The organism is Pararobbsia silviterrae (assembly GCF_003628125.1).
Classification (GTDB): domain Bacteria; phylum Pseudomonadota; class Gammaproteobacteria; order Burkholderiales; family Burkholderiaceae; genus Pararobbsia; species Pararobbsia silviterrae.
On the sequence record NZ_RBZU01000001.1, the window covers coordinates 1,011,004 to 1,023,528 of the forward strand.

Here is a 12,525-nt window from a genome sequence, read left to right on the forward strand (position 1 = left end):
CGCGCGAACCGCGGCGGACGCCGGCATGCGAGGCCGGATGCGGCGCACGCGAGTGCGCGGTGATGGGCACCGCGCGAATCGCGATGCCGTCTCCGGGATCGAACTGTGTCAGTTGATATATCAATTTCACGGCATTCGATGGGCGCGAGCGGCGTGGGCTCATGGGAGCTGCAACGCGCGATGCGCACGATGCGATGACTAGGTGTTACCCGCATGCGGCTCGGCGTCGTTCTTGCAGGATGCCGATACGGCGATGGCAGTCAAACTCATAGCGGAGACACATGCAAAACGATTCGGGCTTCACGTTTGTCCTGTTCGGCGGGACCGGCGATCTTGCGATGCGCAAGATCCTGCCCGCGCTGTTCGAGGCGCACAAAGGCGGCATGCTGGCCGACGCCGGCAAGATCGTCGGCATTGCGCGCGACAGCTACGACAGGGCGGGTTATCTCGCATGGGTCGAACAGCATGTGCGCGCGCATGTCGCCGCGGCGGACTTCGACGAATCCGTCTGGCAATCCTTTCTGAACCGCTTCGAATACGCGGCGCTCGACCTCTCGCGGCGTGACGATTTCGTGCTGTTGCGCGACATGCTCAAGGAACTGCCGGCCGCGGTGCGCGTGTTCTATCTCGCGACGGGACCGTCGCTGTTCGTGCCGACGTGCCGCGCGCTCGCGAGCGTCGGACTCAACGCCGGCGCGCGGATCGTGCTTGAAAAGCCGCTCGGTTACGACCTCGCATCGTCGAATGCGATCAACGATGCGGTCGGCGAGATCTTCGCCGAGGAGCAGATCTACCGGATCGACCACTATCTCGGCAAGGAGTCGGTGCAGAACCTGCTCGCGCTGCGTTTCGGCAACGTGCTGTTCGAGCCGCTCTGGCGCCGCGAATGGGTCGAGAGCATCCAGATCACGATCGCCGAGGAACTCGGTGTCGAAGCGCGCGGCGACTTCTACAACCAGACCGGCGCGTTGCGCGACATGGTGCAGAACCACTTGCTGCAACTGCTGTCGATCGTCGCGATGGAACCGCCGCACGCGATCGAATCCGACAGCGTGCGCGACGAGAAGCTGCGCGTGCTGCGCTCGCTCAAGCCCGTGCAACGCAGTGAAATCAGCAAGGTCGCCGTGCGCGGCCAGTATCATGCGGGCGTCATTCGCGGCAATCCCGTGCCCGGCTATGCGTCGGAGCACGGCGTGCCGAAGGACAGCACGACCGAAACGTTCGTCGCGCTCAAGGTCGAGATCGAAAACTGGCGCTGGGCCGGCGTGCCGTTTTTCCTGCGCACGGGCAAGCGTCTCGCGGATCGTGTCGCCGAGATCGTCGTCAATTTCCGCCAGGTGCCGCACTCGGCGCTCGGCGGCTTGCCGGCCGGGCAGAACCGGCTCGTGATCCGGCTGCAGCCGAATGAATCGATCCGTCTCTATTGCCAGGCGAAGCAGCCCGGCGAAGGCTGGAATCTTGCGCAGGTCCACCTCGACCTCGCGTTCGACCAGTTCTTCAAGGAACACCGGATGGAGGCGTATCAGCGGCTGTTGCTCGACGTGATCAACGGCCGTCTCGCGCTGTTTGTCCGGCGCGACGAGCAAGAGGCCGCGTGGCGCTGGGTCGAGCCGATTCTCGATGAATGGGCCGCGTCGCCGCTCAAGGGGCCCAAGCCCTATGCGGCGGGCACGTGGGGTCCGGCCGCCGCGAGCGCGATGCTCGCGCAGCACGGCACCTGCTGGCTCGAAGAAGAGAACTAGTCGGAGCCGTCGGGTCGTGCGTTTCCGCGTGCCGAACGCCGCGGCGACGCATGACCGGCAACGGCAATCCGTTTGATGAAAGTGAAAGGGGGGCCGCCGCCGCGAGGCGCCGTGGTTCCATATTCCAATAAAGACAGCAGATCGGAGGAGAAGTGATCGAGCTTCACGCATTCGACGACCCGATCGTCCAGGCGGCCGCATTGTCGCGCGCCGTCGGCGACGCGCTCAGCGCGCATCTCGCGGCCGGGCCCGCGTCCCGCCACGTGACCTTTGCCGTATCGGGCGGCAGCAGTCCCAAGCGATTCTTGCAGACCTTGTCCGACCAGCCGTTCGACTGGTCGCGCATCGATCTGACGCTCGTCGACGACCGCTGGGTTCCCGACGACCACAAGGACAGCAACGTGCGCTTCGCGCACGAGAACCTGCTGCGCGGCGCGGCGGCGCAGGCGAGCTTCACGCCGCTTGTCGACGTGACGCGCGGCCCGGCCGAACAGATCGCGGCGCTCAATGCGTCGAGCCAGCCCGCCTTGCCCGATATTGCCGTGCTCGGCATGGGCGAGGACGGTCATACGGCGTCGATCTTTGCCGACGCGCCCGAATGGCATGAAGCCATCACGACCGATGCGCGTTTCGTGCTCGTGCATCCGGGCGCCGCGCCGCATGCGCGCGTGAGCTGGTCGTTGTCCGCGCTCAAGCGGATCGATCGTCTGTTTCTGTTGATCGCAGGCAAAAGCAAGCTCGAGGTGCTCGAGAAGGCTGCCGCGAGTTCACTCGATAATGCCATCTCGAAGCTGGCGAATGATAAGGGAGTCACACTCGATGTCTACTGGTCAGCGGAATAAGACCGTCGCGGCGGTGCGCGATAACCCGCATGCGGACGGCCCGCGGCTTCTTGCCGACATCGGCGGAACCAACGCGCGCTTTGCGCTCGAATACGGCCCGGATCAGATCGAACAGATCCGCGTCTACCCGTGCGCCGAGTATCCGGGCGTCGCGGATGCGATTCGCAAGTACCTCAAGGATACGAAGGTCGGCCACGTCAATCACGCGGCGGTCGCGATCGCGAATCCCGTCGACGGCGACGAGATCCGGATGACGAATCATCACTGGAGCTTCTCGATCGAATCGACGCGCCGCGCGCTCGGTTTCGACACGCTGCTCGTCGTCAACGATTTCACGGCGCTCGCGATGGCGCTGCCGCGCTTGACCGACGAACAGCGCGTCCAGGTCGGCGGCGGCAAGGCCAAGCAGAACAGCGTGATCGGCCTGCTCGGCGCAGGCACGGGTCTGGGCGTCTCGGGTCTGATCCCGGCCGACGACCGCTGGATCGCGCTCGGCAGCGAAGGCGGCCACGCGACGTTCGCGCCCGTCGACGAACGCGAAGTGTTCCTGCTCGAATACGCGCAGAAAAAGTGGTCGCACGTGTCGTACGAACGCATGTGCGCGGGACCGGGCATCGAGCTCATCTATCGCGGTCTTGCCGCGCGCGCGAAGAAGCGCGTCGGGTCGAATGTCGATCCGGCCGAAGTCACGCGCCGCGCGCTCGAGGAACACGAGCCGCTCGCCGTCGAGGCGCTTGAAGTCTTCTGCGGCATTCTCGGCACGTTCGCGGGGAGCCTCGCGGTCACGCTGGGCGCGCTCGGCGGCATCTATATCGGCGGCGGTGTCGTGCCGCGTCTCGGCGAGTTCTTCGAGAAGTCGCCGTTCCGCCAGCGCTTCGAGGCGCGCGGACGCTTCGAGCAGTATCTGGCGAACATTCCGATCTACGTGATCACGGCTGAATACCCGGCGTTTCTCGGCGTCTCGGCGATCCTGCACGAACAGCTCAGCGATCGCGGCAGCGGCGGTTCGGCCGTCTTCGAGCGGATTCGCCAGATGCTCGATGCGTTGACGCCGGCCGAGCGTCGCGTGGCCGATCTCGCGCTCAATCATCCGCGCTCGGTCATCAATGACCCGATCGTCGATATCGCGCGCAAGGCCGCGGTCAGCCAGCCGACCGTGATCCGGTTCTGCCGCACGCTCGGTTGTCAGGGACTGTCCGATTTCAAGCTCAAGCTCGCGACCGGGCTCACGGGCACGATCCCGATGAGCCATAGCCAGGTTCACCTCGGCGATACGGCGACGGACTTCGGTACGAAGGTGCTCGACAACACGGTGTCGTCGATCCTTCAGTTGCGCGAGCATTTGAACTTCGAGAACGTCGAGAAGGCGATCGACATCCTGAGCAGCGCGCGGCGCATCGAGTTCTACGGCCTCGGCAATTCGAACATCGTCGCGCAGGACGCGCACTACAAGTTCTTCCGCTTCGGCATTCCGACGATCGCGTACGGCGACCTCTACATGCAGGGCGCGTCGGCCGCGTTGCTCGGTCCGGGCGATGTGATCGTCGCGGTCTCGAAGTCGGGCAAGGCGGCCGAGCTTCAACGCGTGCTCGACATCGCCATGCAGAACGGCGCAAAGGTGATCGCGATCACGTCGAGCAACACGCCGCTCGCGAAGAAGGCGACCGTCGCGCTCGAAACCGATCACATCGAGATTCGCGAGTCGCAGTTGTCGATGATTTCGCGGATTCTGCATCTGGTCATCATCGATGTGCTCGCCGTCGGCGTCGCGATTCGCCGTGCGGCGCCGCAGGTCGATGTCCAGAAGAGCGCGAAGCGCGCGCGCATCGAAGGCAAGGGTGCGACGCTCGACGTGCTCGAGTGGCTGAGTCACGGCGCCGCGGCCGTACAGAAGGGGGAGTGACGCGGCGAGCGCGAGGCTTGCGCGCCGAACGACGCGGATCGTGAACGATCGGCGTCTCGCGCGTGGATCCCGACGCGACTTGGCGGGCATGAAGCCCGTCCTGACACCCTACGCACGATGTGCTGCGTAGGGTGTTTTCATTTCGGGCCGCGCCGCAGTGCAGCGTCGGTTTCCTGATAGGCGCCGTCGCGACGGATGGCGACGATGGAGCACGTCTATCAAGAGACAGGAGACACGCCATGCCCCAATCGAAAATCGTCGCGCGCCAGACGGTCCTTCAGTACGAATGGCCGTCTGGCGCGGAAAAGCCGATCCGATCGCGCGCCGAGCGGAAGGATCGCCGGCTTCGCGCAGACGCGTCGCGCCGAAGCGAACGAACGCGGCACAGTCCCGTTTTGGAATGCGTGAGGGCCATGCGATCGACCGCGGTGTCGTGTGGCGCGCTGAGTGCGGCAATCGGGTACGGCGCATCTGCGATGCTCGGCGCCATCGCGCGTACGGGCACGACTCGCGCGCCTGCGTTCGACATGGTGGCGGGGCAGGTCGGCATGACGCTCGCAGGCGGTTTGATCGCGATTTATGCGGTCACGGTGACGGCGTTCAATTACGCGCTTCACCGCGTGTGCGACGCGCACTTGCTGCGTCGCTGGGAGCGTGTGGATGTCGTCGAGCGCTCGGTCGTCGAGCTTGCGATTTCGATTTCGGGCGGGGTCGCGCTGGGCACGGCGGCGTATGTCGGGTCTTCGTTCGCCGAGGCATCCCTGCGGACGTGGATGGGCGGCTCGTCCGACTGATCTCGCGGACACGACGCCGGCGCGTGGACGTCATGCGCCGCATGGTCATCGGACACGATGCATGTACGCGGGCCGTCGCGCATGAATACCGTCGGCGCGCCGAAAAAAAACGTCGCCCGTTTGCACGGGCGACGCATCGCAGTTCGTGTCGATTCGAGAGGGACGCCTTCGCGGCATTCACGAGGCGGGCGTCGTCCGCCCGCGCCCGAGGTGAGGCGTCCGCATCGCTTAGAACGAGTGGTCGATCCCCGCGAAGAAGCCCGTCTGGCTGTGGCCAGGCAGCGGGTTCTGGCTGTTTTGGATCGCCGTCTGCGACGTCGTGTTGAATGCGGCGCTGTTGTCAGGCGGTTCCGCGAACAGCGAGAAGTTCGCCGTCGAGCTGTTCTGCACCGTCGCGCCGGTCACGTACAGGAACGTGCGCTTGGACAGGTTGTAGGTGCCCGTCGCTTCGTAGAGCGTCGCATTGCCGCCGCCCCGGTTCACGTTGATGTGGTAACCGCCGCCCGTCAGCGCGAACGCCGGGGTGAACTGGTACGTGACACCGAGCCATTCGTGATCGCCCGAAGTCGGACCGTTGTCGGTGACGGCATTCGCGTTCAAATGCTGATACGCGCCTTGAATCTTGACCGGACCGAATACGAGGTTCACCGCAGCCGTGTATTCGCGGCTGTACGCGAACAGGTTCGAGAACTGGCCGTTGCCGTCGCGGATTTCGTCGAAGATGCCGCGCACTTCGAAGAACGAACCCGTGTACGTGATCTGCGCACCGTCGGCGCGGCCCGTCGACGAAATCGCCGAACTCGTACCGGCGCTGCTATTGCCGTTGAAGTTCGTGCTGTTGCCGAGCGCGTACTGACCGGCGAAGTCGAAACCGTAGAACTTCGGCGACTGATAGTTGAACGAATTGCTGACCTGCGGCCAGTTACGACCGCGCACGAGCGAAGCCGACGACCAGTTTTCCTGCACGAACGGGTCGAAGTCCCAGACGCCGTTCGAGATGAACAGCGAGCGGCCCATTTCAAACGTACCCCATACGTTGTTCGACAAGCCGACCAACGCATAGCGATTGAAGAGCTGGCCCGAACCGCCGCCTACGGTGCCGTTCTGCAACGTGAAGCCTTCTTCGAGCCGGAACACCGCCTGCGTGCCGCCGCCGAGATCTTCCGTGCCCTTCAGGCCCCAGAGGCTCGTGCCCCAGTCGCCCGATTCGGCCTCGAAACGGTGACCGTCCTTGAGACCGTTGACATACTCGAGACCGCCGTCGAGGCGGCCATAGAGCGTCACGCTGCTTTGCGCATAGGCTGCGGTGACCCCCGCAGCCATCAGCGATGCTGCAAGCATTGCCTTTTTCATCTTTGACTCCTCCGTACCCTGTCATGCACGCACGCGGCGTCGACCGCCTGCGGCTTGGCGCTTTGCGCCACACGTCCGGTGTCCCCAGCGACACCGAACGCCTCCACCGACGCCCAGCGCGTCGGATTCCTGCTGCCCGATTTCGCGGCTCCCCAGCACGCGATCGCGTGTCGACGCCCCAGCGGCAACGACGGCGATCAGAAAATCGGACATGAATCTGGTCAGACCCGGGACATCGATCAAGCGGCCAAATACCGCATATTCCATGCGGCAAGATCGTCACGTCACCGGCGTCTTAGTCGTTCAAACGTTTGCGCTCGATCCCGCGATTTGAAGTAAAACTACATTCGAAATAGGGGATTAGCGTTGTTTGATTACTGAGAATGAATGTAACAAAAGATAAGCATGTACATCAAATGAGCGGAGCGAGGCCGAGGGACTTTGTCGCGCAAATGCCATGTTACGAAGCCTGTCCGGAGAACGATCCACGCGTCGGGTTTCATCCAAATGATTGAATGCACGTCTTTTTTACGCGGATTTGAATGGCGGAATAGGGTAATACCCTATTGACCGGTGAATTCATGAAACTGAATTCATGTGCGAGAAAGGCTTGTTTTTGCGCGATCGGTCGGCGCACGCGTCGCGTGAGCGAGGGGGGCGAGCGGCGCGGCCGGCGCGAAGCCGACGCGTCCGCGCTATCGCGTGTCGCGGCGGCTACTTGAGGCTGCCCGACAGGAATTGCTGCAGGCGTTCGCTCTTCGGCTGCACGAGCACGTCGCCGGGCGCGCCTTCTTCCTCGACGCGGCCCTGATGCAGGAACATCACATGGTTCGACACATTGCGCGCGAACCCCATTTCGTGCGTCACGACGATCATCGTGCGACCTTCCTCGGCGAGCGACTGCATGACCCTGAGCACCTCGGTCACGAGTTCGGGGTCGAGCGCCGACGTCGGTTCGTCGAACAGCATGACGTCGGGATGCATCGCGAGCGCGCGCGCAATCGCGACGCGCTGTTGCTGACCGCCCGACAGATGCGACGGATATTGCTTCTCGACGGCCGGCGCGAGCCCCACGCGCTTCAGATAGGTTCGCGCGCGGTCCTCGGCTTCGGCGCGCGACAGTCCCAGCACGTGCATCGGCGCTTCGATGACGTTTTCGAGCGCGGTCAGATGCGCCCACAGATTGAAGTGCTGAAACACCATCGCCAGGCGCGTGCGGACCTTCTGCAATTGCTTCGGATCGGCGACCTTGAGCGCGCCGCTGCGGTCGGTCACGGTCCTGACCTCGTCGCCGTTCACGTAGATGCGTCCCGCGTTCGGCTGTTCGAGGAAGTTGATGCAACGCAGGAACGTGCTTTTGCCCGAGCCCGACGAGCCGATGATGCTGATCACGTCGCCGGCCTTCGCGCGCAGCGACACGCCCTTGAGCACCTGATGATCGCCGTATTGTTTGTGGAGGTCGTCGACGAACAGTTTGTCCATATGCATGCTGAACCGGTTGAATCAGTGGCGCCGCGGCGCGAGATAGGCGAGCCAGCGCTGCTCCGCGCGCCGGAACAGGGCGACGAGACCGAACGAGATGCCGAGGTACAGCAGCGCCGCGATCCCGAACGCCTGGAACGACAGATACGTCGCCGAGTTCGCATCGCGCGCGATCTTGAGGATGTCGGGCACCGTCGCCGTGAAGGCGAGCGTCGTCGCGTGCAGCATCAGGATCACTTCGTTGCTGTAAAGCGGCAGCGCGCGGCGCAGCGCCGACGGCACGATGATCCGACGCAGCGCCGTGAAGCGCGACATGCCGTAGGCGCGCGCGGCTTCGACCTCGCCATAGGGCGTCGCGCGAATCGCGCCCGCGAAGATCTCGGTCGTGTACGCGCACGTATTGAGCGCGAATGCGAGCAGCGTGCAGTTCATGCCGCTGCGGAAGAACGCGGCGAGCGGCGCGTGATCGCGCACGATCTGCAGCGAGTAGATACCCGTGTAGAACAGCAGCAACTGGATATACAGCGGCGTGCCGCGGAATACATACGTGTAGAGCCAGACAGGCGCGGCGACCCATTTATTGTCCGAGACGCGCGCGACCGCGAGCTGCACCGACAGGCAGAAGCCGATGCCCACCGACACGACGAGCAGCCACAGCGTGATCGCGACGCCCGTGATCTGTTCGCCGTCCGTGAACAGATAGGCGCGCCAGTAGTCGTGGAAGAGCGCGATCATATGTGGGCCTTGCGCACGCCGATCGAATAGCGACGCTCGAGCCAGATCAGCACGAGATTCGACGCGGTCGTGATCGCGAGATAGATGGCGGCGGCCACGAGCACGAAGAAGAACATATCGAAGGTCGCCTTGCCCGCGTCCTGCGTCGCCTTGACGACGTCAGCAAGCCCGATGATCGACACGAGCGCCGTCGACTTGACGAGCACTTGCCAGTTATTGCCGATGCCCGGCAAGGCGAAGCGCATCATCTGCGGAAACAGGATGCGCGCGAACGTCTGCCAGCCCGACATGCCATATGCGGCGGCGGCCTCATACTGGCCGCGCGGCACGGAGAGGAACGCGCCGCGGAACGTCTCGGTGAAATACGCGCCGTAGATAAAGCCGAGCGTGATCACGCCCGCGACGAACGGGCTGATGTCGATCTGGTCGAGATTGAGCAGGTCGGTCAGTTGATTGAGCCAGATCTGCAGGCTGAAGAACAACAGCAGCATGAGGACGAGATCGGGCACGCCGCGAATCAGCGTCGTATAGACGGTCGCGATGCCCTTGAGCACGCGATGCTTCGACAGTTTGGCGCTTGCACCGAGCAAGCCGAGCACGAACGCGACGACGAGCGACAACAGCGAAAGCTGGATCGTTTGCCAGGTGCCTTCGAGGATCAGCGGGCCATAGCCTGCCAGCATGGAAAACCTTGTATCGGGGAGAGGCGGGCAGCGCGCGCTGCCCGCCGGATGGCTCACGCGAGGTCGCCGATGTCGGCGGCGCCTCGCCGCGGCGACTTACTTCGAATAAATGTTGAAGTCGAAGTACTTCTTCTGGAGCTTGTCGTACGTGCCGTCCGCGTGGATATCGGCGATGGCCTTGTCGAGCTTGGCCTTGAGGTCCGCGTCTTCCTTGCGAAGACCGATGCCCGTGCCCGCGCCGATCGTTTGCGGATCGTTGACTTCGGGGCCGGCCCACGCGAAGCCCTTGCCTTGCGGTGTTTTCAGGAAACCGATGTCGGCCTGCACTTCATCCTGCAGCGTCGCGTCGAGACGGCCCGAGATCAGATCGGCATAGACCTGCTGTTGATCCTGATACGGCACGACCGTCACGCCGCTCGGCGCCCAGTGCGCTTTCGCATAGGCTTCCTGCGTCGTGCCCTGCTCGACGCCGACGCGCTTGCCCTTGAGCGATTCGGCCGTCGGCTGGAGGTTCGAACCCGTCTTCGCGATCATCCGCGCGGGCGCATCGAACAATTTGGCCGAAAACGCGATTTCCTTCTCGCGCGCTTCCGTGATCGACAGCGACGAAATAATGCCGTCGAACTTGCGCGCCTTGAGCGCGGGGATCAGGCCGTCGAAGTCTTGCGCGACCCACACGCATTTGGCTTTGAGCTTTGCGCAGAGGGCATTGCCGAGGTCAACGTCGAAACCGACGATATCGCCGTTAGGTGCCTTCGATTCGAAGGGCGGATAACTCGGATCGACGCCGAAGCGCAGGGTCGAGTAATCCTTGGCTTGCGCGCCGAAGGCGACCAGTGCAAGCGAGAGGCACAAAGCGAGTTTTTTCATTAGTTTCCCTGACCGTTTAAAAGAGCTGGACGGGCCCGTTTGAGGATCTTCGCCCGAAATGCATTGTAGGCGGACAAAATGCGGGTGCCGGCGCTTTGACCGATCCACAGCGGACGCACGGGCTGAACGCCAATCCCCATGCGACTGAGGCGGGATTGTACCCGAAGCGCCGGACGATCAAATCGGGGCTTGTCAGGGCGGGAACATCGGGATCGACGCCGGCCGAACGCGGCGCGCGGCGGAGACGTGGGAAGGGCGGCGAGGGACGCGTGGCGGCCCTTTGCCATGGGCGCTGCGCTGCCGTGCCGGAGCGTGGCTGGCAAACGATTGGCGCAGGCTTGCGGTGATCCGAATCGGCCGGGCGGCCCACTCGGGTGTACGTATCGCGGACCGCTCGCGGGCCCCCGATGATCGCGTGTCGCGCACGCTGAAAAATCGGCGAGTGCGCTAACGATATCGTGTAGATCTCTCGTGTAAATCGATTCGGTGATGACGCCGTCGCACGCCCATCATGTGCGCGATGGCCATGCGACGGCACGCGCCGATCGGTTTGACACGAGATGTTCAGGGCGTCGGCGCGTGTGCGTCGCGACGCCCGCCGTGCATCGTCTTACTGTGCCGCCGCGCCCGACGCCGGCTGGCGATGTTGCCAGTCCTGCTTGGGTCCGCCATGGCGAAGACGAAGCTCCGCGAGGTCGGCCTTGATGACCGCGCTCACGAGCGTCTTTTGTTGATCGTTGAGTCCGTTATAGACGTTGAGCCAGGCTTGTTCCGTTTGCTCGTGGAGCTGCTGGAATTTCTGGAACTGTTGTTGACGCTCCGCATGGAGGGCGCTCAAGTCGAGAATCGGCGCCTGCAGTTGCGAGCGGAACTGCGCCATGTCGCTCTTGCGCAGCGCACGCGCTTGCTCGCGATTGGCCTTCGTCGTGTTGACGGCCGTTTGCCAGAGCGCCTGTTGTTGCGCGTTCAGGTTCAGTTGCGGCTGAACCTTCATCAGCTCGTGTTCGAGGCCGCCGTGATGGCGATGCCCATGGTGGTGGTGCCAGCCGCCGCCATGCGGGCCCGAGGGCGCGCCGGGTGCTGCGCTCTGCGCGAATGCGACACCGCCCGCGGTGAGTGCGAGTGTCGTGGCGATACCTGCGATGGCGGCCGTAAAGGTGGTCTTGCGGAACATGTTGTCGTTCTCCGATCAAACGCTTCATTGCGTGATTCAAGCGTATCGATTCGATCGGATGCATCGATTACGCTGAGGCCGTTGTTTGTTACTTGCAATTACCTTTACGCGATCGGGTAACCTGTTGTAATTCCGGCCGGGACTGACCCTGGAATCGCCGTTCATCGACCGTTTACACTGCGCACCATGGCTACTCAAATCCTTATCATCGACGACGACCCCGAACTGCGTGACCTGCTGCGCGACTATCTGCAGCGGCAGGGCATGGAGGTGTCGGTGTTGCATGACGCCGCATCGCTCGAACGGCGGCTCGAACGCGAACGTCCCGACCTGATCGTGCTCGATCTCATGATGCCCGGCGTCGACGGCTTGACCGCGCTGCGCCAGTTGCGTGCGACGGGCGACGACATCCCCGTGATCATGTTGACGGCGCGCGCCGACGACGTCGATCGTATCGTCGGGCTCGAACTCGGCGCGGACGACTACCTCGGCAAGCCCTTCAATCCGCGCGAATTGCTCGCGCGCGTGCAGGCCGTGCTGCGTCGGCGCAAGACCGTGCCGAGCGCGGCGCCCGAGCAGCGCGAACCGTATGCGTTCGGACGTTTCCTGCTCGATTTCCAGGCGCGCACGCTCACGCATTCGGGCGCGGCCGTGCCGCTGTCGGGCAGCGAATTCGCGCTGCTCAAGATTTTCGTGAATCACCCGATGCGCACGCTCACGCGCGAACGGCTGCTCGAACTGCTGCATGGTCCCGCGTATGACGGTACCGACCGCGGGATCGATGTGCAGGTCTGGCGCCTGCGCCGCATTCTCGAGAGCGATCCGTCCGCGCCGCGTTTCATCCAGACCGTGCGCGGCCGCGGGTATGTGTTTGTGCCCGACGGTGAACACGACGCGGCCGCGGCGACGCCTTGAATTTCATTCGCACACCCGGCTTGAGCGCGCTT

General features: G+C 63.8%; 11 protein-coding genes. 5 read left to right on the forward strand and 6 right to left on the reverse strand.

Going from position 1 to position 12,525, the window contains the following annotated elements:
- Positions 1-281 precede the first annotated feature (281 nt).
- From zwf to D7S86_RS28990, 4 genes are all read left to right on the forward strand, one after another.
- Positions 282-1,742 (forward strand): glucose-6-phosphate dehydrogenase, encoded by a 1,461-nt coding sequence (gene zwf, locus D7S86_RS04565; RefSeq protein WP_121083806.1) that lies wholly within the window; start codon positions 282-284, stop codon positions 1,740-1,742.
- A 152-nt stretch (positions 1,743-1,894) separates the two neighbouring features.
- The gene (gene pgl / locus D7S86_RS04570) at positions 1,895-2,584 is read left to right on the forward strand and encodes a 6-phosphogluconolactonase (RefSeq protein WP_121083808.1); all 690 of its coding nucleotides are present in this window, start codon (positions 1,895-1,897) and stop codon (positions 2,582-2,584) included.
- Entirely contained in the window at positions 2,562-4,487 is a 1,926-nt protein-coding gene (locus D7S86_RS04575; RefSeq protein WP_121083810.1) for a bifunctional transcriptional regulator/glucokinase, read from the forward strand. Before pgl ends, D7S86_RS04575 begins: the two co-directional genes overlap by 23 nt.
- Before the next feature lie 476 nt (positions 4,488-4,963).
- Positions 4,964-5,281: a hypothetical protein gene (locus tag D7S86_RS28990; RefSeq protein ID WP_147432225.1), complete on the forward strand. Its 318-nt coding sequence runs from the start codon at positions 4,964-4,966 to the stop codon at positions 5,279-5,281.
- A gap of 228 nt (positions 5,282-5,509) precedes the next feature.
- Here D7S86_RS28990 and D7S86_RS04585 read toward each other — a convergent pair whose 3' ends face one another.
- From D7S86_RS04585 to D7S86_RS04610, 6 genes are all read right to left on the reverse strand, one after another.
- On the reverse strand, positions 5,510-6,634 hold the full coding sequence (locus tag D7S86_RS04585) for a porin (RefSeq protein WP_121083814.1): 1,125 nt from the start codon (positions 6,632-6,634) through the stop codon (positions 5,510-5,512).
- A gap of 714 nt (positions 6,635-7,348) precedes the next feature.
- Positions 7,349-8,116, reverse strand: coding sequence for an ABC transporter ATP-binding protein (locus D7S86_RS04590; protein WP_121083815.1), 768 nt, complete (start codon positions 8,114-8,116; stop codon positions 7,349-7,351).
- 21 nt (positions 8,117-8,137) lie between these two features.
- The gene (locus D7S86_RS04595; protein WP_121083817.1) at positions 8,138-8,851 is read right to left on the reverse strand and encodes an ABC transporter permease; all 714 of its coding nucleotides are present in this window, start codon (positions 8,849-8,851) and stop codon (positions 8,138-8,140) included.
- Positions 8,848-9,534, reverse strand: a complete 687-nt coding sequence (locus D7S86_RS04600; protein ID WP_121083819.1) for an ABC transporter permease — start codon at positions 9,532-9,534, stop codon at positions 8,848-8,850. Before D7S86_RS04600 ends, D7S86_RS04595 begins: the two co-directional genes overlap by 4 nt.
- 96 nt (positions 9,535-9,630) lie before the next feature.
- Entirely contained in the window at positions 9,631-10,404 is a 774-nt protein-coding gene (locus D7S86_RS04605) for an ABC transporter substrate-binding protein (RefSeq protein WP_121083821.1), read from the reverse strand.
- A 610-nt stretch (positions 10,405-11,014) separates the two neighbouring features.
- Entirely contained in the window at positions 11,015-11,578 is a 564-nt protein-coding gene (locus D7S86_RS04610) for a Spy/CpxP family protein refolding chaperone (RefSeq protein ID WP_121083823.1), read from the reverse strand.
- A 186-nt stretch (positions 11,579-11,764) separates the two neighbouring features.
- Between D7S86_RS04610 and D7S86_RS04615 the strand changes: the two genes are divergently transcribed.
- Positions 11,765-12,493 (forward strand): response regulator, encoded by a 729-nt coding sequence (locus D7S86_RS04615; RefSeq protein WP_121083825.1) that lies wholly within the window; start codon positions 11,765-11,767, stop codon positions 12,491-12,493.
- Positions 12,494-12,525: the final 32 nt, after the last annotated feature.